Origin of the sequence: Psychrobacter pasteurii (assembly GCF_900162815.1) — a bacterium.
GTDB lineage: Bacteria > Pseudomonadota > Gammaproteobacteria > Pseudomonadales > Moraxellaceae > Psychrobacter > Psychrobacter pasteurii.
The window spans coordinates 38,444-60,235 of the sequence record NZ_FUGD01000071.1; the positions used below are offsets into that span (position 1 = coordinate 38,444).

Sequence of the window (21,792 nt, forward strand, 5' to 3'; positions counted from 1 at the left end):
ATTATGATGATAGTTTGGTTCTTGGCCGCTGGCGCTTTTGCAGGGGTGTGTGCAGGTTTATTCGGTGTCGGTGGGGGTATGATCATTGTCCCTGCGTTGGTATGGATTTTTACTGCCTACGGTTATTCCCCAGAGATTATTGCACATTTAGCAGTCGGCACTTCTTTGGCTACTATCATTGTGACTTCAATTAGCTCACTAACAGCACACAATAAACGTGGCGGCGTTCGATGGGATGTCTGGAAAAATATGGCAATAGGTCTAGTAATAGGCAGCTTATTGGGAGCTGCAATTGCTGAGCAGATTCATGGCTTAATGCTACAAGCCCTGATTGGGGCAGGGGCGTTACTGATTGCTTTTAAAATGCTGTTTTTGTCTAATAAAGAAAATCTGGGTAAAGCGTTGCCCTCGGCGCCAGTACAAGTAGGAGCAGGGTCTGGCATTGGTATGGCTTCTGCCATCTTTGGTATTGGCGGTGGCAGTTTAACGGTGCCGTTTTTGACTTGGGCGGGACTGCCCATGCGTCAGGCAGTCGGCACCTCAGCTGCTTGTGGCTTACCTATTGCTTTAGCAGGGGCTATTGGGTTTGCTTGGTTCGGTAAAAACGTCGCTGAATTACCCCCTGGTGCGGTGGGCTTCGTTCACGTCATCGGCTTTATCTGTATCTCATTTGCCAGCTTTATTACTGCCAAGCTTGGCGCTAAGTGGGCACATCAGTTACCTGCCGCCACATTGAAAAAAAGCTTTGGGGTGTTGTTATTGATAGCAGGAAGCCAGCTGTTATGGTCCGGCTTATCAGGAATGAATATTATCTAACAAGGTTACAAACCGCTACTTGTTATCCAAAGCGTCTAGGCCAAGGCGCATCCACTGTATCGCTAATTCATTGCGGTCGGTGATCATATTCCACAAGGCATCTTCACTAAAGATAGAGTGGGCAGATCCTGAGTATTCAATCGGTTTATCTTCTTCGCGGTCGGTCATCCACTGCGGGTCTTGATAGTACGCCTGTAACTCAGAGTATAAAGCTTCAGCTTCTACAAAACGCTGTTGAGCTTCTACTTGCTCGCGGTGCAGCTCACACCAACGCTCAAATTTTTGTTGTAGTTGCTGGGGGTCGTATTGAGACATAAGGCCTTCTTAATTTAGGTGATATAACAGAATAAATGTAATTGAGTCTAAGCTAATGGCATCTAATATAAGCACTTTGAGTAAGCAGTTCAAATAAGTCTTATTAACGATTTGTATATTTCGGCTAAAAAAGGGCTAGGCCTGTAAAACCATAGAATTTCAGGTAAAATACGCCACTTTATCACCTATCGCCGTAAAACCACCCACTTCAGGGGGTGGATATAAGGCGACATATACTGTCGTAAGAAGCAGTTAAAGGGTTGTAAGCTAAAATTAACCTCGGCATACTAAGTATATGAAAACACTCAAGCTACGCATTAAAGACAAACACTTAAAAGAGCTGAATCGTCTAAGCGGTTCAGTGAACTTCGTGTGGAACTATGTTAATGCGTTAAGTTTTGAGCATCTAAAACGTACTGGTAAGTTTTTTAGTGCTTATGATCTAAGTGAGTATACCAAAGGTAGCGGTGAATATTTAGGATTACACAGTCAGACCTTACAAGCTATCAATGAGACTCATGCCAAGGCCCGAAAACAATTTAAAAAAGCCAAACTTAGCTGGCGCAGCAATCGCCCTGATGCCAAGCGTAAATCACTAGGCTGGATACCTTTTAAAAAGTCTGCTATCAAGCATCTAAGCACAAGACAAACGGGAAAGAAAGCACTTAAATCAACCCTTCAATTATCACTATCCAAAGGTCAAAAGCTTATTATAGATGTATTCGATAGCTATAACCTAAGCCTATATCAAATTAACACCTTAGAGATAGTACAAGACAGCCGTAATCGCTGGTATGCGTGTATCACTGTTAAAGACTACCCAAAACAAGTAAGTGGGATGGGCCGCGTTGGTATTGATTTGGGCTTAAAAGAGTCTGCTACTACCTCAATGGGTGACAAGCTAACTATTAAGCAGACTCAAAAATGGGCTAAAAAGCTTGCTATCGCTCAACGTGCTAACAATAAAAATCGTGTCAAAGCAATCCATGCCAAAATTAAAAACACAAGATTAGACTTAACTCATAAATTCACCACCAAACTTGTCAAAGATAATGCCTTGATTGTGGTTGGTGATGTTAAATCACGCTCATTTACAACTAAAAAAACCAACCTCGCTAAATCAACATACGATGCAGGTTGGTTTGAACTCAAACGACAACTGGAATATAAATGCAAGCATGCAGGTTGTCAGCTTGAGATCGTAAATGAGAGTTACACTACCCAGACCTGCTCGTGCTGCCTTAAAATAAGTGACAGTAGTCCAAAAGGTAGAGCAGGTTTGCGAATAAGAGGATGGAGGTGTGCTGAGTGTGGCACATGGCATGATAGAGATATCAATGCTGCTAAGAACATCCTTGCGGTCGGGCTTGACCGTCTAGCGGTAGGAATCCCCTCGGTTTAGCGAGGGGAGGAAGTCAATATGTGTCATTATTGCTACTAATTCTTCTAACCTTTAACCTCATGCGGCCTTCATGCGTCTAAAATCTCTTAAGCTGGCAGGATTTAAATCTTTTGCTAACCCCACAACCTTTACCTTCCGACATGGTATTACCGCCATTGTCGGTCCAAATGGCTGTGGGAAGTCCAATGTGATTGATGCCATTCGCTGGGTGCTTGGCGAGTCTTCTGCCAAGCAGCTCAGAGGCGGGGCAATGAGTGATGTTATCTTTGCTGGAACGCAAAACAAAGCGGCAAAAAGTGTCGCCAGTGTTGAGCTGACCTTCGAGCACACTCAAGATGAACAAACGGGCATTCGCCACGAGTTAAACCTATACCATGAGTTATCAGTACGCCGTCAGATCAATGTTGAGGGCAAGTCTGATTACTTTATCAATGGGACCCGTTGTCGTCGCCGTGATGTGGTGGATGTGTTCTTAGGAACAGGATTAGGGCCGCGTAGCTACTCTGTGATTCAGCAGGGAATGATTGGACGTATTGTTGACTCAAGCCCACAGCAGCTGCGTGAGTTCATTGAAGAGGCTGCGGGGGTATCACGTTATCAAGCACGGCGTGAAGAAACCCAAAAGAAGCTGCTAAAAACTCAAGAAAATTTAGAGCGTCTGCATGATATTGAAGCTGAATTAAGCCGTCAGAAAAAAAAGCTGGTTAAGCAGGCAGAAAGTGCCAATCAATATCAGCAAATTCAGGAGCAGTTGGCGACTGTCAAAGAGCAGCTGGCCATTCATCAGTTGTGCCAAGCTAAGTCATTACAAATGCAGCATAAGTCTAGTGAAGAGTCGCTGACCAAATCAGTGACCACTTTGCAGCAGCAGTACAGCCAATTAAAAGCCAAATTTAGCAAGTTGAGTGATCGCTTAGCTCAAGAGCAATGGCTAAAAGATGAAGCCCGCGACAAGCTACACGTACAGGATATGCAGCGCCAGCAAGCTGAGCATCAGCTACATACGCTGCAAGCCAATATCAATCAGCTTGATGGGCGTTATCAAGCCAACATAGAGCGTCAAAAAAGAGCCGAGAACTCGTTGGCAGAGGCAGAAAAAGAACAGCAACAGCAAGCTGAAATTATTGGCTCAATAACGCCTAAAATTACTAAGCTAGAACAGCGACAACAGCAGAGCCAACAAGCTTATGCCCCCTTGCAAACCCGTTGGAATGAGGTGAATGCTGAAGTTCTAGATTTAGAAAAACAACAGCGCCGCTACGAGCAGCAACTTGCTCTTGATAAGCAGGCTGACAGCCGTGTACAAAAAGACTTGTCTAAGTGGCAAGCACAGCAAGACTCTTGGCAGCAAGAGGCTACCAAATGGGGTTTATCTCCCGAAACAGGGGCTTCTGATAAAGACGGTGAAGAGCTTCAGGACAATCCTGTTCAAGCTTTGGCCGAGCTTAAAAACAAGCTGTCTGGGCTGATGAAGCAGCAAGAAACAGTGACTGAAAGTTTAGAGACTGAGCAGCCCGCCTTAAATGAGCTGTCGCAGAAGTTAACTACTCAGCAAACGCAGTTGGCTCAGTTAGAGAAGCAGCACGCCAGCTTAATGGCAGAATACGAGACGCTGCACAGTATTGTCCATCCCAAAAAGAGCAGTACAGAGGATAAGTCAAAACAGGATACAGCGAGCACAACAGACTCCTCGTCAAATAAGGCCGAGCCAAGCAATAGCTCAGTGGCAGCCTTAAGCAAGTTGCCAGCATTACATCAGCAGATTCGATTGACTCAAGCTGGTGAGAAGCATGCTTCTGTATTGGATCGCTGGTTGGCCTTTTGGCTAGATAGCCGAGTCATTGACATCACCTCGGCCGAAGACAAAGCACAAGCAGGGGAGTGGTATCAGCTTTTATCTGGATTGACCGGCCCAGATGCCGACTTACCTGCTAACAAGGCGGCCGATAAAACCAAAAATAAAGCTAACCACAATAAAGCCAAGCCGTCAGCTGATCAGCCGGAAAATAGCGTACTTTTCGCTGGTGCCGTAGCAGCCAATCAAGTCAAAAGTATCGGTGATGAGCTGATTCCTTTGGCTGAGTTAATTGTGGCTCCTAAATTAAGTTTATGGCAGCAGTGTTATCTTTACGTGCCGGAGGCTGACCAAGGCACCTCTGACCAAGAAGCGTTACAGAGGGCTGCAACTTTAATGGTTCAGTTGCCACAGTCTGCTCTAATCTTAACGGCATCTGGCTGGATCATGGGTCACTTTGGTGCCTTGCACTTATCTAAGCTTAGTAATGAGTCACAAAACTCACAGTTTTTGAGTGTGCGTTTACAGCAGCAACAGCGTCTGGCCGCTTTGGAAGATAAGCTAAATGACATCGAAGAGCAGATGGAAGCGCTTAGTAAAGCAGTCAAAGCCAGCCAGTTAAAAAAAGAGCAAAGCTCGGTGTTTGTAGAGGAGTTAACTGCACAGCTGTCGGCGTTGACGCATAGTTTGCACACTTTAAAACAGCAGCAAGTTGAGCTACAGGCTAAGCAAGACAGACAGCAAAGTGAACAACAGCGACTCATTAAGCAGCGTGAGCAATTAGATACGGACTATCAACAACTACAACAGCAGCAGTCACAGCTTGCCACCAGTATGGAGCAGGCCACTAAGCATTTACAAGATATAGAGCCTAAGCTGATTGTAGTAAAAGACGAGCTGCAGCAAATAGAACAAAAGCGTCAATCCATCAGCCAGCAAGAGCGGGAAGAGGCGAATACGTTACGTCAGCTGCAATTAGAATTAAATAAGGCGGAGCTTGCAGACAAGCACAGTCAGCAACAGTTACAGCAGCTTGTGATAGAGCTAAAGCAGTTGAAACACAGCCAGCAGAGGCTAGAACAAGAGCAACAACAGACGGAAAGTCAGTTGCCTAAGTTAGAGACCAGCTTAAAGCAGGCCAATGATAGCCATCATCAATTGCAAACGGCGTTAGAGGAACGCAATGCCATTATCAATACATTGCAAGCTGAAGCCGATACCTTAAAAAAACAGCAAGATGACACTGAGCAGCAATTACAGCAGCAGCAGCAGAGCTTGGCAGAGACAGTAACCCAAGTAGCCATTGCTAATGAGCGTATTAATGAGGCAGGTGAGCGGCTTAAGCAGGTTAATAATGAGCTTAGTGCTGAGCGTGTACTGACGGATTATCTGACCCATGGCCGTAGCTTATCGCAAGCTAAGGTAAGTAAGCTGCAGTCTGATGAGACTGAACTGAGTCGTAAGCTCGATAATATGGGACCGGTGAATTTGGCTGCAGCTGCAGAATTAGCCGCTGTTGATGAGCGTTTATTGCCGTTAGAAAAGCAGATAAATGATATTACCGCAAGTATGGCGACCTTAACGGATGCCATTGCCTCAATTGATGCCAAGACCAAGACTTTATTTTTACAAACCTTGGATGCGGTGAATGAGTCGCTAACCCATTTATTCACCAAAGTATTCGGTGGCGGCCAGGCCAGCCTGACCTTGATTAAAGAAGAGGACTTGGCTCAAAATGAGCAGTGGCGCGCAGGCTTAGAGCTAATGGCTCAGCCTAAGGGTAAGAAAAACAGCCGCTTGGCAGTATTGTCTGGCGGCGAAAAAACACTGACCGCATTAAGCTTAATATTTGCTATTTTTAAACAACATCCTGCGCCGTTTTGTGTACTAGATGAAGTGGATGCTCCCTTAGACGATGCCAACGTTACTCGGTTCACCAACCTAATTTCAGACTTAGCTGATGAGGTGCAATTTATATTTATCAGCCATAATAAGCTGGCGATGCAAATTGCAGATGAATTAAAAGGGGTCACTATGCCGCAGCCCGGCATCTCCTCTTTGGTAAGCGTCAGTTTAGAAGAAGCTGAGCATTATTTAGAGCCCTCCGCCTAAAAGTGACAGGAGTCCTGGCTAATTTTATAGGGTTATAAATATTTTGTAGTTTCTAGTTACATTGGCAGAATAGATTCGTAAGCCCTTATCGCGTTAAAATAAAAGACAGACTATTACTTAATTAAAGTACTAAATGTTTTTTTTGAAACTTTGTTATATTTTTTGTGATTAACGCTTATAGGGCCAACTTAAATAGTTACCTATTGCCAGTCACCATTGATGACGAGCGACCGTAAGCGTGCTAGACTAATCTCGTTTTTTCTATCTTACTTTTAGGACGCGTATATCATGACCACCGTAGACTATATATTAATAATCATCGCTGTTGTAATTATGGTGGTAGGTCTTTATATTATTATTCGCGGAGTTCTAAGCCGCAAAGACAATACCAACTCTCAAGCCATTATCCGAGATAAAAATGGTATTCCTATCATCCCTCGTCATGAGCGTAACCTAGTCGAACAGTCAGAACCGGTACAGATAGAAGAAAGCGAAACCACCATTACGCCAGATCGTGAGCACCTTCAGCCCGTGATTGAAGAAGAGGGAGCTGTACCCGCTTCTAACGGTTTTGTTGAAACTCAGCCTCATCAGGCAGCGACGTTAGAAGATTATGAGCAAGACGCTCAATATGAGTCGGATAATGACTATGAGGCAGCCCAAACCCCCTCACAAACCATGCCTTTTAGCAATCCGTTAAATACAGAGTCTGCGCAAGATACTACCGCTGAAACACCCACCAAAACTGACTTAGAACTGGCGGGCTTACAAATTGATGACAATGAGGACGATGTGTTCTCAACTTTAGCCTCAGCAACCGAAAAGCTGATGCCAATGATTGAAACAGCTGAAGAGACTGAGTTTGCTGACAATAGCCCTATGCTAGATCATCATCTGTTAGCTGAAGCCGACCAAGATCAAAACAGTCCGCTAAATCATGCTCAAGAAAACATTAATATCACCATAGTGCCTAAGAGTAATTATGAGCTTATTGATGGTAAAACTATCCTATCGATAGTTAATCAGTATGGCTTAAAGTATGGTGCGATGAATATGTTCCATCGTTATGAGCATAAAGATGGCTCAGGTATATTATGGTTCAGTATGATGGGCATTGATCAAGAGGGTATTACTCCTTTTGATTTAAATCTACTGACCACCTCTAAATATAATGGTTTGGTGCTATTTTTATCCTTGCCACACCCCAAGGCCACTCAAGGCTTTGATACCATGATGAGTGTGGTGAATCTGATTGCTAATGATTTAAATGCGTTGATCTTGGATGAAAATAACGAAATATTGACTCGTGAGCGTAGACAGCAGCTACGTACTGAAGTTCGGGAGTACCAAGCACAAGCAGAGCTTCGATAGACAGCTTGAGTCTGGTTTGAATAATAAAACGGACTAATCCTAGATTATAAAAAAAGCCGTAGCCTAATAAGCTACGGCTTTTTTGTTAGCCCAATTTATTCACTAAATGTAACGGCAGATGTTTCATGGCTTTACCGATGACCAACCAAGGCAGAGCGGGGACACAAGCTTCCTCAGCGCCTGATTCGATAGCGGCAACCAAAGCATTACTACCCGTCACTTCATCTACTTCAAAAGGCAATTTTGGGGCACCTTCGTTGATTTCTGTGCGGATATAACCAGGATAAATCGTGGTGACCTTAATAGGCAGATTATCTGCGAGCATCTCGGCGCGAATGCCTTCCGCTAAGTGGGCTAAACCGGCTTTACTTGCTGCATAGACGGTCAAATGCTTTGGCATACCACGCATGGCTGACATGCTTGAGATAACTACCAGATGGCCAGAGTTTTGTTCTCGAAAGATTTCCATAGCCGCTTCACATTGGGCCAATGCCGAAATAAAGTTAATCTCAGCGGTGCGTTGGTTGATATGAAAGCGGCCAGTACCTACGCGGCGACCTTCACCGACACCAGCATTGACGATGACGCGATCAATAGAGTCAAATTGCTGTTGAAAGGCTTTAAAGGTATCAAATACAGCATCGTAATCGCTGACATCTAAAGCGGTTAGCTCAACACGAATATCAGGGTTTTCAGCCAGTATCTCAGTTTTTAAAGCTTGCAGGCGGTCGGTACGACGCGCGCAAATGGCTAGGTTGTAGCCAAGTTTGGCGAAAGTGCGAGCCATACCAGCCCCGATACCAGAGCTGGCTCCGGTTATTAATACGGTCTTGCCTTTACCGGTTTTATCTTCGATTAACTTGGTTAAGTCCTGGCTTTGGAGTGCAGATTTGGTTTCAGCGAGTTTGGTTTGTACTCCGCCGACCAGTCCTTTTTGAAGCGTGTTAAATAACGAGTTTTTCATATATATCCTTATAACTTGAAAATATGGGTTACGCCAACCTCAAGTAAATAGCTTGGGTCAGCGCTTATTACTTATTTGAATCAGTGCCAGCTCACCAAGCTTTCTCCCTCATGATACAGATGACTGTGCTCATTTAAGGATAATAATCTTGGAGTGTTGCCTTTTAGCACTACCGAGGTCACCCCGGTGTTAATTAAACTGCGATTTATCTGATAAGCGGTCTTACTGAGCTTGTCGCTGTCTTGCTGTAATAAGCTGGCGGCAATCGCAGCAATTACTCCTCCAGAAGTAAAAATCAGTACATTTTTAGTTTGCTGCTGCTCAGCGTAAGTCATCAGTTTTTGCAAAGCTTGCTGTACTCGCAGATTAAACTGGGGCCAACTTTCTAAGTAATCAGCATCATGCTGCCCTGAGTGCCAGCGAATCATGGCTTCATTAAACAGCTCAGCCAAACGAACCTTAGGTACAGGAGCTTGAGCCACAGCGGTCATTATGCCAACCTCTGTGGCAAAGCTTGGGTCAAACTTGATAAACACATCTTTGTGATTAAACTCATTTAATTCTTCAATAACTAAAGGTTTAGATGCCTTTAAAGTAGAGGCGTTATCAGTGTTATAAGTACTCAAAAAATGCGTAGCGGAGTCTTGCTGGCGAACTAAGCTGCCCGTCACAATGGCATCAATCTTACGCTGGGTATTGGCATAGTGTTGGCCTAATAATGCGGCTTGCTGACTTCCTAGTGACGACAGCTTGTCATAGTTTTTTTGACCAAAAGAGGCTTGTCCATGCCTAGCAAAAAGCAAAGTAGTCATAATGTCCTTGTTACAATGAATGAAAGGCGGTTGGCTGCTGTTATAAGGTTTGTCACAAAAAAAGTCACAAACCGGTCAGCAGCCTTTATTTTAGGCAAAGCCGACTAATTTTTTACCAAACGCTTAGCAACAGAGTGCACCGGCTTTGGCAGTTTGCCACTATCGACAGCTCGTGCAGCTTCTTGCTGGGCAATAAGCTTTAGAGCGCGAGCATGTAGAGCATGGGTGATAATCCAAAAGTTTTTAAACGCAGGATTATCGGTCTGCTTGTTGTAATAGCGGTAGTAGATTTGCTGAGCGATACCGGCCAAACGGAATAAGCCAAACACTTCGTAAAATGCCCAGTTGTCTGTGGTCATATTCATCTTAGTGAGATAATAATCCACCACTTCCTTACGGGTCATCATGCCGTCTAAATGAGTGGGCTGGCGGCGGGACTGACGCATGATAACGTTGTCATCTTTTTGTACCCAGTAAGCCAAAGCACTGCCTAGATCCATCAAGGGGTCGCCCAAAGTGGCCATTTCCCAGTCAAGTACCCCAATGACCGAAGTCGGGTTTTCTGGGTCTAATACCACGTTATCAAAGCGCCAGTCGTTGTGAATGACACAAGTACGACTGTCTTTAGGTAAATTGCGTTTTAACCATTGGCGGACCAGATAAAAGCTAGGGACGTTGGGAGTTTTTGCTTTTTTATAACGTTTCTCCCAACCCATGACTTGGCGCTGGCAGTAGCCTTCGCCTTTACCAATAGCGTTTAAAGCAGGGTTTTGCTGATAGTCCACTTGATGTAGCTCAATAAGAGCATCTAACACATTGGTACATAAGCTGCGGACCTGTGAGCTATCTAAATCTAACTGCTTTGGTAAGTTGGCACGAGGAATAATACCCACCAAACGCTCCATCACATAAAAATCGCAACCAATGACAGACTCATCGGTACACAGCGCTATCATATTAGGAACGTAAGGATAGTCCTCTTTTAAGGCTTGTTGAATGTTAAACTCACGAACCATATCATGGGCGGATTTGGCCTTAGTACCCGCAGGAGGGCGGCGTAAAATTAAATCGGTATTGTCATAGTGCAGGCAGTAGGTCCAGTTGGAGGCTCCTCCAGAGAATTGACTGACCTCTGGTGTGCCTTGAACATCAATATTTTGTGATTTCAACCACTCAGTTACTGCTTTAGCATCTAAAGTTTCGCTCTCTCTGACCTTGGTGGGCTTGTCTATTACTGCACTGGTTTGTGCAGGAGTCACTAAGCCCTCGGTAGAGGGGTTGTTAGATTGTTGAGGGGTGCTCATAAAAATCCCTTTTATATCGCCAAGAATTGAGTTTCGGTACAAAAACGAGTTTCGGTACAATAATAAGTAAAGAAACGGTTATTTTTTTGATTTAGGACGGGTATAGCCGTTTCTTTTTAGCTCAAGCTTGGCAATCATGCCTTTATGAACTTCATCTGGGCCATCAGCTAAGCGCAAGCTACGGGCTTGGGCATAAAATGCTGGGAGCACAGTATCTTGACTCACACCCATACCGCCGTGTATTTGCATCGCCATATCTACCACTTCTTGCAGCACATTTGGGGCAACCACTTTAATGGCTGAGATTTCAGTCAGCGCTTCCATCACGCCATGAGTGTCCATTTTATGAGCGGCATTTAAAGTAAGTAGGCGGGCTTGATCAATTTTAATACGGGCTTCAGCGATACGCTCTAAGTTACCGCCCAGCATCAACAGGGATTTACCAAAGGCTTTTCGGCTCATACCTCGATGAATGGCAAGCTCCAATGCTTTTTCAGCGGCACCAATACAGCGCATACAGTGGTGAATTCGGCCAGGACCTAAGCGACCTTGAGCGATTAAAAAGCCCATACCCGGACCTCCAATGATATTGCCCACCGGCACCCGTACGTTATCAAAGACAACTTCACCATGACCATGAGGAGCATCATAATCGCCAAATACGCGTAGCATACGCTCAATTTTAATACCTTTGGTATCAATAGGCACTAGAACCATTGAGTGTTGTTGGTGACGGCCTAAGTCTTCATTTGGGGTGTGCGCCATGAAGATAATAAAATCAACATCAGGGTCGCCTAAACCTGAAGACCACCATTTGCGGCCATTCAGCACAATCTCATCCCCTTCCACAATGGCAGTCGCTTCCATATTGGTGGCATCACTTGAGGCGACACTTGGCTCGGTCATACAAAATACCGAGCTGGTTTTGCCGTCTAGTAAAGGTTGTAAATAACGTTTCTTTTGTTCTTCGTTACCAAAGCGCCATAGCAGCTCCATATTGCCGCTGTCTGGGGCGTTACAGTTGAAGATGTTGGGGGCAATCAGGCTACGACCTGTCAGCTCAGCAATGGGGGCATAATCCGTGACCGATAAGCCTGCACCCAAAGTTTCATCAGGTAAGAACATATTCCACAGGCCTGCCTCTTTCGCTTTTTGACGTAAGGCATAGTACTGCTCAGGCCACTGCCACTGGGTCCAGTCACCATGATTATTTGCTTGGTGACTTTGCTCGATAATTTCAGCTTCGATAGGTTCGATTTCGGTTTCGATGAATTCTTTGGTGCGTTGATAAAAATCTTGGCCGCGTTCACTGACGTTGAACATAATAAAATCCTTTTTATTGAAGGGGTTAAATGAATTCCTTGAGCTTAACTCTACCATTATTTTATGACTTTCTTGTTATTTGCTTCTGACTCAACAGTACTTATTTGGTTATTCTCTTTAGCTTTAGGGGCCGGCTAGGGTGAGTTTACTTAGGCATCTATATCTGAAAATTGTTATCATAATAATCCAAAATTTTTAAACCCGTATTTGCCCTAACTTAAGATGTCTTCTATGACAAAAACAACTTCCAATAAAAGTCAGGCTACTCAAATGAATGCCAATAACCCCCTCAATGTAGAGCAACGAGAAATTGTCTCAAAGATGCGTGCTTTGATTACCGAAGTGCGCAAACATAACAATGCTTATTATGTGATGGATGCTCCTACCATCAGTGACAATGAGTATGACCAACTGCGCTTGAGCCTTATTGAGCTTGAGGAGCGGTATCCAGATTTAACTCAACCAGACAGTCCTACCGCAAGTGTGGGAGATGATCCTTTGCCGTCTTTTTCTCAAGTACAGCATGATATTCCTATGCTGTCCTTGGGCAACGTCTTTAATAAGGACGACCTAACCGAATTTATGCGCCGAGTAAACGATAGACTTAGCGACAAAGATAAAAATCCCAGTTATGAAGTGGAGCTGAAGTTAGATGGTCTAGCGGTCTCCCTTAAATATCACAAAGGTCAGTTTGTCAGAGGGGTAACTCGGGGTGATGGACAGACTGGGGAGGACATTACCCAAAACGTGAGAACCATCAACAATATTCCTCTGGTGCTAGAAGATGCCTTTGATATTGAGGTGCTTGAAGTGCGTGGTGAGGTGCTGATGCCTAAAGCAGGCTTTGAGCGTCTAAACCGAGAAGCCAAGCAGTCAGACGGAAAAGTTTTTGCTAACCCACGTAATGCCGCTGCAGGTAGCTTACGTCAGCTTGATCCTGCTGTGGCCGCCAACCGTCCCTTGGCCTTTTATGCTTATTCAGTCAACCAAGGACTACCTGAGCACATTACTCAGCAATCTAATGCTTTGGCTTGGTTAAAAGAGATTGGCTTTACGGTTAGTGACGTAAAAGTTGTTAATACAGTGGAGGAAATCCAGTCTTACTATGAGTCAGTGATTGAAACTCGCAGTGGTTTGGATTTTGAAATTGATGGCATGGTTATCAAAGTTGATGACCTACAGCTACAAAGTCAGCTCGGCCATCTGTCTCGTGAGCCACGTTGGGCCACGGCATATAAGTTCCCAGCAGAAACAGCGATTACCAAACTTAATGCCATTGAATGGCAAGTGGGTCGCACGGGTCAAATTACTCCAGTTGGTAAGCTTGAGCCGGTACAAGTGGGCGGGGTAACAGTCAGTAATGTGACCCTGCATAATATTGGTGAGATTCAGCGTCTTGATGTACGAGTTGGAGACACCGTTAGCGTTCACCGTGCTGGTGATGTGATTCCTAAGGTCACCCGAGTGTGGCAGGAGCTGCGTCCTGAAGACGCGCAGTCAGTGACTTTGCCTACTCATTGTCCTGTGTGTGACTCGCCTGTGGTCCTGCCAGAAGGGGAGGCTTTAGCCCGTTGTACAGGCGAGCTGTTTTGTCCCGCGCAGCAGCAAGAAGCGCTTATTCACTTCGTCTCTCGTAAAGCAATGGATATCGAAGGACTTGGGGAGCGCTGGTTAATTAGCTTCTTTGAGCATGGCATTGTCAAAACTGTGGCAGATATTTACCACTTGCATGAACACAAAGCAGACCTGGTTAATTATGAGAAACTGGGTGAAAAATCCGTTAACAACATGCTAACGGCCATTGAAGAGAGTAAAAAAACCACTTTATCGCGCTTTATTTACGCCATAGGAATCAAAGGGGTGGGAGAGACCACAGCGCAGAACTTAGCCCAGCACTTTGGTGACTTAGAGCCTTTAATGGAAGCCAGTATTGAAGCGTTAGAAGCTGTCCCCGACATTGGTACTATTACCGCTGAGCTGATTTATAATTTCTTCCGTGCTGAGCATAACGTGGAAGTTATTGAGGCTTTAATTGAAGCTGGCGTGCAGTGGGATAAGGTTGAGCAGGTCGCCTCTGATAATTTACCGTTAGAGGGTCAAACTTGGGTAATCACTGGAACCTTGGTCGCCAGTGGAATGTCGCGTGATGAAGCCAAAGCCCGTCTGCAAGCTTTAGGGGCCAAAGTTTCAGGCAGTGTCTCAGCCAAGACTTCTGCGTTATTGGCCGGTGAAAAAGCAGGGTCAAAGTTGACTAAAGCCGAAAGTTTGGGCGTGCGTGTGGTATTAGAAGAGGAGTTCTTAGCGCTTATTGGTGCTTAGTAACCGCCTTTTGCCCTCATTTGATTGTCTGTTGCAAAGCCATCACTGTATAGGAGTGGTGGCTTTTTTTATTTTAATCGATGACAAGGCTATCGACTTTAGGTTTGCAATCACAGTATGATATTTGGCTAAAGCTACGGAGGGTCGGGCTAAATAGGACATCAAGGATATCAGCCAATAAATAAGGACGGGTTATGCAGTACAACGTGATTGTGATTGGTGCAGGGATGGTCGGCACATCCATTGCTTGGCACTTACAGAAGAACGGGTCTAAGGTTTTATTGCTGGATAAAAAGGCACCCGGCAGTGAGACTTCCTATGGCAATGCTGGGCTTATTCAGCGGGAAGCCATTCATGCTCATGCTTTTCCCAGACAGCTTAGCAAGCTGGTTCAGGTGCTGCCCAATCAGCGCACTGATGTTCGCTATAGTCTCTCAGGTGTTCTACGCTATTCCTCGGCTTTACTGCAATATTGGAAGTACTCAAGCGATAAGTATTTGCCACAGATTGAGCAAGAGTGGTCTACTTTAATTAAGCACTGCATTGATGAGCATGCGGTTATGGTGGCGGAGACCAAAGCTGAGCATCTCATTAAAAAAGTAGGCTGGATTGAATTGCATCGCTGTCAAAATGAGTTTGACGCTGCGTTAAATTTAGCAAAAAACTGCCCTGATCCTGAGATTGAATATCAAGCCTTATCGGTGTCTGAGCTTCAGGCTATAGAGCCTAATATCAATGTCTCAGAGTTGGTGGGAGCTATCCACTGGAAGAATACTTGGCAAGTTAACAATCCGGGTGAGCTGGTTAGAGTCTATGCCAAGCATTTTGAGCAGCTGGGTGGAGAAGTTGGCCAGGCAGAGGTTCAAGCCTTACAGCAGACGGGTAAGGGCTGGCAGGTAACAGTGAAGGATAACTCCTATTTAGCCGATCATGTGGTGATTGCCACTGGAGCTTGGTCAGATAAGCTCATCAAGCCTTTGGGGTATGAGCTGCCGTTATTCCCGATGCGTGGCTATCACTTACACTTTAAACAAGAAGACGATAATGTGATTCACCATCCTTTATTTGATATGCATAAAGGGTTTGTCATTGGGCCTATGCAGCAAGGATTACGAGTGACCACGGGGGCTGAATTTAGCTTGTTAGATTCCGAAAAAAGATTAAATCAGCTCAATAAAGTCTTAGTCTGTGCCAAACAAATAGTGGGGCTTAATGAGGCAGTAGAAGCCGAGCCTTGGAGTGGATTTCGCCCTTGTATGCCCGATATGAAGCCGGTAATAGGGGCGGCTTATCAGCACCAAAACCTATGGTTTGCTTTTGGTCATGCTCACCATGGACTGACATTAGGGCCAGTAACTGGGCGTCTGATTGAAGAGATGATTCATGGTAAAACGCCTTTTGTCTCTACCGTACCTTTTGCCACGAACCGTTTTCTTAGCCAGTAATTTTTTTTTAGCCAGTAATTTTTTTAGCCAGTAATTAGGGCTATGCTAGCCACTTAATATTTAATCAAACAAAACTCAAACTATGATTTAAAAACTCAATCAAATTAGTGACACTTTACCCTTATAAAAGCGTTATCATAATACTGTGCACGACTCATCACTCAATGCTCATGGGGCGTGCTTTTTTATTGAATAATTTAACTTATTAGACTCACATTTTATTTTTGTGGGTCTAACTTAAAGGAACTTTTATGCAATACGACGTTATTGTGATTGGCTCGGGTATGGTAGGCACCTCAATTGCTTGGCACCTACAAAAAAACAACTCCAAAGTTTTAGTAATTGATAAAAAAGCGCCAGGTGAAGAAACTTCATATGGTAACGCAGGTTTAATTCAAAGAGAGGCGGTATATCCAAAAGCTTTCCCACGAGAGATGGGTGAGATCTTTAGAGTGCTCCCTAACACCAGTACTGACATCCGTTATCGTTGGTCTGCTTTGTTTAACTATCAAAGTGCGTTATATCAGTATTGGACCAACTCAACCCCAAAAAAATTAACAAAAATTGAAGATGAGTGGGCGACGTTAATTGAGCATTGCACCAGTGAACATGATGTAATGATTCAAGCGTCAGGCGCAGATGAATTAGTGCGTAAAGGCGGTTGGTTTGAAATTTACCGCACCCAGAAAAAATACGATGAAGCCATTAAGTTAGCTGAAAGAGCGGCTACTAAAGGGGTTGAGTACAAGCTACTAACTCCTGAAGAATTAAAAGAATTTGAGCCAAATGTTAACTTTGATGAATTCATTGGTGGTATCCACTGGCAGAACTCTTGGCAGGTAAAAAACCCAAGTCGTTTGGTAAAAACTTATGCCAAAAGCTTCGAAGCCATGCAGGGTGAAATCAAGCAAGCAACTGTCAAAAACATTGAGCAAATGGAAGACAAAAGCTGGCAAGTAACCGCTGAATCTGCCGAAGGTGAAGTGGCTACTTATAACAGTACCCATGTGGTGATTGCGGCGGGTCCTTGGTCAACACAATTAACCGGTCCTTTAGGTTATAACTTCCCATTATTCCCAATGCGTGGCTATCATCAGCATTTCAAAGTCAGCGAAGGCAACCGTATCGGCCACAGCTTATTTGATGCAGAAAAAGGCTATTTGATGGGCCCTATGGAACAAGGCATTCGTATTACCACGGGCGCAGAAATGACCACTCTAAATGCTCCGAAAAACTTCGGTCAGCTTGAAGCGGTATTGAAAATTGCCAAAAACGTATTGCCATTAGAAGAAGCGGTAGAGTCTGAAGCTTGGTGTGGTTCTAGACCTTGTATGGCAGATATGAAGCCAGTTATTGGTCCTGCGCCAAGACATGAAAAGCTGTGGTTTGCCTTTGGTCATGCGCATCAAGGCTTTACTTTAGGCCCAGCGACAGGACGCCTGGTAGAAGAGATGATCAATGATAAGCCTTTATACATTGACGCCACTCCGTTTAGTGCTGAGCGTTTTGGTCACTAATACTTTTGGACTGTAAACCAAGGCCGGTGGAGTTAATGAGGCTCCACTGGCTTCAAAGTTAATCAAAAAGGGACTAAATATGCAAAAATTACACAGCAACCAACGTATGAGCCAGATTGTTATCCATAATGAGACCATCTATCTAAGCGGTCAAGTGGGTAATCCTGAAGAAGATATTTCAGCACAAACCTTAACTTGCCTAGAAAAAGTAAAAGCTTTACTAGAAGAGGTAGGCAGTGACAAATCAAAAATGTTATCAGCCACCGTATGGTTAAAAGACATGGCTGACTTTGCTGCTATGAATGCCGTATGGGATGAGTGGTTTAGCGACGTAGCTCCGCCAGCTCGTGCCTGTGGCGAGTCTGCTTTGGCCAGCCCTGATTTACTGGTTGAAGTAACCGTCATTGCAGCCGTTTAAAGCGAAGCTTAGACTTTTATCTGAAGTTACCTTTAAACTAAAAAAAGACAGCCTTTTGGGGCTGTCTTTTTTTATGTTATGGTTTACTGATCATCTGGTTGAGTGGACTCTAAGTCTTCGGTTTTAGGCTGTGGAATGATTTCGATAGGCAAGGTCAGGCCTTGGGCAAACTCATGGGCGATGACATAATCATGTTGGCTGGGTTTGACATTGGGGGTGGTATAAACGATCAGTTTTGCCTCACTTTCAGAGAATTTGTGAGACAAGTAACTGTCGCCCAATTGATCCAGCAGTTTCTCAAGAGGCTCATTGCTGGCCATGCCAACCGTCAAGCTGTGCTGGGCTTGCTTGGGGCTGATGTCTGAGAATTTGGCTTGTGACTTTACTGAGTCGCCCTCTAACTCAAAAGGATAGGTGAAGTCTTCAGTGGCAACTGGCTTTTGTCCTGAGTCAATACGACTCCAGTCGATCGATAAGGGCTGGTTACGCGTTGATACTTGCTCGCCAGTATCTAGCTCGTTAGTATCAGCAGACGAGTCAGGCTCTACTTCAGAGGCAGCTGTGGCTTCTGATGTTTGTGGGACTTCTGGCTGAGCCTCGGTATTAATAGCTGCCTGCTCATTACAGCCAGAAAGCAATAGCATAGAGGTAAGGGCCATAGGTAGGGTTAGGGCAGGTAGTAGCTTTTTTAGGGGCCACTGGTTGAACGTTTTTTGGGTTTGCATAAGCGGTCTCAAAAGTAGAGCTGGCACTGTGATTCGGGCCAGCTCATAGTTATAAAGTATTATAAAGCATTATAAAGTTTTGGCTGAAATAGACAAAATAAAAGCAATAACCTCTGCTTAAATGAGGGGGTTATTGTAAATCATTGGCTAATTCAACCAGCTTAATAAATTCCGATCGGCTATTGGTTTTGTCCAAGGGGCTATTTAGGCCCGGTTTGGCCAACTGTGCCACTTGGTCATAGGTTAAGTCATTGACATACTTACTGCCTGTTAGCAGTTGTCCATAACCTGCAACCGCCATCGCAAATTGGGTCTCTGCTGAAGCGTTGGTGACTTTATTAGCAATAGGGAAGGTCAGTAGCTTTGAAGTCTCTGCTTGAGGCGATTTATAGCGAATTTTTAAATAGCCAAGCTCGCTTTTATTTTTATTGGTTACAGCCGTTTTTTGATAGCGACTGGCATCAAGCAGTCCTTTTTGACCGACTGGAGTCACTTCAAATAGAGCCACTACAGATTTACCAGCTCCCAACTCACCCGCATCGACCTTATCGTTATTAAAGTCTTCTTTAGCCAATACTCTATTTTCATAGCCAATTAAGCGCCATTCAGAGACAGCAGCAGGGTTAAACTCCAGTTGAATTTTAACGTCTTTGGCCACGGTATTAAAGGTGGATGACATCTCATCGATTAAGACTTTTTTTGCCTCTGAAAGGGAGTCAATGTAGCTGTAGTTGCCGTTACCATTATTTGCAACTTGCTCCATCATATGATCATTATAATTTCCTTGGCCAAAACCTAAGGTTGATAAAGAGATGCCTTTATCGCGATTTTTGCGCACAAGATCTAGCATGTCATCTACAGCGGATATTCCGACATTAAAGTCGCCGTCGGTGAGCATTAAGATGCGGTTAATCCCTTGTTTTTTGAAGTTGGCTTCAGCTTGTTGGTAGGCCAGTTTGATAGCCGCTTCACCATTGGTTGAGCCACTGGCAGATAAGTTATCAATGGCATTGAGAATCTTTTGAGTTTGATTGCCAGCAGTGGCAGGTAGCACCACTTCGGTATTACCCGCATAAGTTATTAAGGTAATAGTATCTTGTGCGCGTAGCTCCTTGGTTAGGATTTTCAGGCTAGACTTTGCCAGCTGTAGTTTATCACTGCTGTTCATTGAGCCTGACACATCGACCAAAAATACTAAGTTTGCAGCCGGTTGGTTTTGATTGGCAGTGACCACATCTTCAGCTTTGATGCCGACTTTGACGATACGATTGGTCGGATGCCAAGGGGAGTTAACCACCTCTGTACTGACTAAAAATGGGGAGTTTTTCTGTTTGGCGGCTTTCTTAAAATCATAGTTAAAGTAATTAATTAGCTCCTCCACTCGGACAGCCTCAGTAGGAGGTAGGCTGCCGTTATTTAAAAAGCGGCGGACATTGGCATAGCTTCCTGTATCGGTATCAATGCTAAAAGTCGCAAAAGCTTGTTCGTGAGTGGCGTTCACCGCATTGTGCTTAATCTCCGCATAATTCTCAGAGTTCTGAGGAGAGATGCCGGGCGGCAGGGGGTAAGGGGAGCGAATATGAGTAGGTGCTGCTATTTTGCCATAGGCTGCGTCAGAGGCAACCGCTATTAACGGAGGAGCCTCCAGAGCTGGTTGCGGGACAGTCGCTTTGCTGGCCTCATTGCTGGTAGCAACCTCTTGTTGCATGCTACATCCGTTTAGCACAGATAAGGTTATGGCAGTCACTGAGGTTAGCAGTAAAGGTCGCTTTAATAAAGAAAGTGATTTCATAGTCAATCCTTGGCTATTTTCATGAAATAGGTATTTTTGTTATAAATTCATAGGGTATAAAAAAACTAAGACAAATCGCTGTGATGCTTTATATCAATAGCTTTTACGCTTAATTTGACCTTGAATTAAGGTCAAGCCAATTATCATAATCCCATAAAAAAACCGGCTTTGCTTACAATCGTAATATGATTTTAGTTAAATTACGAGATAAACTAACGACATTGATTAAATAAATATTAAATTTTAACTCGTAATTGGCTTATTTAGACGACTGTTTTATAAGTGCTTTTTACTTAAGCAGTTAGACAGTAAGCTAAGCTACGAGTAGCTAAGGAGATTTTATGGCAGGTGGTAGTTTATTAATGCTACTCGATGATATTAGTTTGCTTATGGACGATGTGTCCGTCATGACCAAAGTCGCCGCCAAAAAAACGGCAGGTGTTCTTGGAGATGACTTAGCACTGAATGCTGAGCAGGTAAGTGGGGTTAAGCCCAGTCGTGAGTTACCTGTGGTTTGGGCAGTGGCGAAAGGATCGTTTGTTAACAAGCTTATCTTAGTGCCAGCAGCATTATTGATTAGTTATTTTATCCCTTGGCTGATTACCCCTCTACTTATGATTGGGGGATTGTTCTTATCCTTTGAGGGAGCTGAGAAGGTGGTTCATAAATTTTGGCCAAGACTGCTACCTCATGATGAGGAGCAGGAGGCTCGAGCTGCTGCTAACGCTGATGAAACAGTAGATTTGGTCGAGATGGAAAAGGAGAAAGTAAAGGGTGCCATTCGTACTGACTTTATTTTATCTGCTGAAATCATAGTCATTGCGTTAGGGACGCTTACCAGTGCTAGCTTAATTAATAAGAGTATGGTGCTTTCGGTGATTGCTCTTGCAGCAACTTTTGGTATTTATGGCATCGTAGCCGTTATTGTTAAAATTGATGACGTAGGCTTGCACATGATGCAAAAGCAAGGAGCAAGTAATGTCACTAAAAAAGTTGGTCAGTTCTTATTATCAGCTGCTCCTAAATTAATGAAGGTTTTAACGATTGTAGGTACCATTGCTATGTTCTTAGTAGGCGGCGGTATCATTGTGCATGGCATAAATAGCTTGGAACATGCTGTGGAAGATCTTGCTGATTTAACGGGTGTGTTCGAAGGGTTGTCAGCCAACCTATTAAACGGATTTATTGGTCTGGCAATTGGTTTGGTCGTCTTGCTTATTGTGACTATCATCAAAAAGACACGCTCTGAAGCCCACTAATCTTATTTTATACCAATTCTAAAAAATAACACTCAAGTCGCACCACTCCCGCTGAGTGATAGACCTAATTAAGTTAGTCTCATTACACAATGCATTCCAAGCG

At 44.2% G+C, this 21,792-nt stretch carries 16 protein-coding genes; 9 read left to right on the top strand and 7 right to left on the bottom strand.

The annotated features are described in order from the left end of the window. Positions 1-3 precede the first annotated feature (3 nt). Positions 4-816, top strand: coding sequence for a sulfite exporter TauE/SafE family protein (locus tag A1232T_RS05535; RefSeq protein ID WP_077448474.1), 813 nt, complete (start codon positions 4-6; stop codon positions 814-816). A gap of 15 nt (positions 817-831) precedes the next feature. Here the strand turns inward: A1232T_RS05535 and A1232T_RS05540 are convergent, their stop codons facing one another. Next, on the bottom strand, positions 832-1,131 hold the full coding sequence (locus A1232T_RS05540; protein ID WP_077448475.1) for a DUF4298 domain-containing protein: 300 nt from the start codon (positions 1,129-1,131) through the stop codon (positions 832-834). A 295-nt stretch (positions 1,132-1,426) separates the two neighbouring features. Between A1232T_RS05540 and A1232T_RS05545 the strand changes: the two genes are divergently transcribed. The 3 genes from A1232T_RS05545 (at position 1,427) to A1232T_RS05555 (ending at position 7,811) form a co-directional block, all read left to right on the top strand. Beyond that, on the top strand, positions 1,427-2,533 hold the full coding sequence (locus A1232T_RS05545) for an RNA-guided endonuclease InsQ/TnpB family protein (RefSeq protein WP_077448476.1): 1,107 nt from the start codon (positions 1,427-1,429) through the stop codon (positions 2,531-2,533). Between the two features lie 70 nt (positions 2,534-2,603). After that, positions 2,604-6,440: an AAA family ATPase gene (locus tag A1232T_RS05550; RefSeq protein WP_077448477.1), complete on the top strand. Its 3,837-nt coding sequence runs from the start codon at positions 2,604-2,606 to the stop codon at positions 6,438-6,440. Positions 6,441-6,728: 288 nt separating this feature from the next. Further along, complete coding sequence (locus tag A1232T_RS05555; protein WP_077448478.1) at positions 6,729-7,811, top strand: cell division protein ZipA C-terminal FtsZ-binding domain-containing protein; 1,083 nt, start codon at positions 6,729-6,731, stop codon at positions 7,809-7,811. 85 nt (positions 7,812-7,896) lie between these two features. Here the strand turns inward: A1232T_RS05555 and A1232T_RS05560 are convergent, their stop codons facing one another. From A1232T_RS05560 to A1232T_RS05575, 4 genes are all read right to left on the bottom strand, one after another. Further along, positions 7,897-8,775, bottom strand: coding sequence for an SDR family oxidoreductase (locus A1232T_RS05560; protein WP_077448479.1), 879 nt, complete (start codon positions 8,773-8,775; stop codon positions 7,897-7,899). A gap of 80 nt (positions 8,776-8,855) precedes the next feature. Then, a complete protein-coding gene (locus A1232T_RS05565; RefSeq protein ID WP_077448480.1) occupies positions 8,856-9,587 on the bottom strand; it encodes a histidine phosphatase family protein in 732 nt (243 codons plus the stop codon). Between the two features lie 104 nt (positions 9,588-9,691). Next, complete coding sequence (locus A1232T_RS05570) at positions 9,692-10,891, bottom strand: phosphotransferase family protein (RefSeq protein WP_077448481.1); 1,200 nt, start codon at positions 10,889-10,891, stop codon at positions 9,692-9,694. 78 nt (positions 10,892-10,969) lie between these two features. Continuing rightward, entirely contained in the window at positions 10,970-12,214 is a 1,245-nt protein-coding gene (locus tag A1232T_RS05575; RefSeq protein ID WP_077448482.1) for an acyl-CoA dehydrogenase family protein, read from the bottom strand. Positions 12,215-12,484: 270 nt separating this feature from the next. Between A1232T_RS05575 and ligA the strand changes: the two genes are divergently transcribed. The 4 genes from ligA to A1232T_RS05595 all read left to right on the top strand — a co-directional run bounded on the left by ligA (position 12,485) and on the right by A1232T_RS05595 (position 17,913). Continuing rightward, positions 12,485-14,533 carry an NAD-dependent DNA ligase LigA gene (gene ligA / locus A1232T_RS05580; protein ID WP_208606917.1) on the top strand — a complete coding sequence of 683 codons (2,049 nt, stop codon included), beginning with the start codon at positions 12,485-12,487 and terminating at the stop codon, positions 14,531-14,533. A 194-nt stretch (positions 14,534-14,727) separates the two neighbouring features. After that, a complete protein-coding gene (locus A1232T_RS05585; RefSeq protein ID WP_077448484.1) occupies positions 14,728-15,978 on the top strand; it encodes an NAD(P)/FAD-dependent oxidoreductase in 1,251 nt (416 codons plus the stop codon). A 251-nt stretch (positions 15,979-16,229) separates the two neighbouring features. Beyond that, complete coding sequence (locus tag A1232T_RS05590) at positions 16,230-17,495, top strand: NAD(P)/FAD-dependent oxidoreductase (RefSeq protein ID WP_077448485.1); 1,266 nt, start codon at positions 16,230-16,232, stop codon at positions 17,493-17,495. 79 nt (positions 17,496-17,574) lie between these two features. Next, positions 17,575-17,913 carry a RidA family protein gene (locus A1232T_RS05595; RefSeq protein ID WP_077448486.1) on the top strand — a complete coding sequence of 113 codons (339 nt, stop codon included), beginning with the start codon at positions 17,575-17,577 and terminating at the stop codon, positions 17,911-17,913. Positions 17,914-17,996: 83 nt separating this feature from the next. Here the strand turns inward: A1232T_RS05595 and A1232T_RS05600 are convergent, their stop codons facing one another. Then, the gene (locus A1232T_RS05600) at positions 17,997-18,638 is read right to left on the bottom strand and encodes a hypothetical protein (protein ID WP_077448487.1); all 642 of its coding nucleotides are present in this window, start codon (positions 18,636-18,638) and stop codon (positions 17,997-17,999) included. Between the two features lie 130 nt (positions 18,639-18,768). After that, complete coding sequence (locus tag A1232T_RS05605; protein ID WP_077448488.1) at positions 18,769-20,430, bottom strand: vWA domain-containing protein; 1,662 nt, start codon at positions 20,428-20,430, stop codon at positions 18,769-18,771. Between the two features lie 341 nt (positions 20,431-20,771). Here A1232T_RS05605 and A1232T_RS05610 point away from each other — a divergent pair, with 341 nt between their 5' ends. Next, on the top strand, positions 20,772-21,689 hold the full coding sequence (locus A1232T_RS05610) for a DUF808 domain-containing protein (RefSeq protein WP_077448489.1): 918 nt from the start codon (positions 20,772-20,774) through the stop codon (positions 21,687-21,689). Positions 21,690-21,792 lie beyond the last annotated feature (103 nt).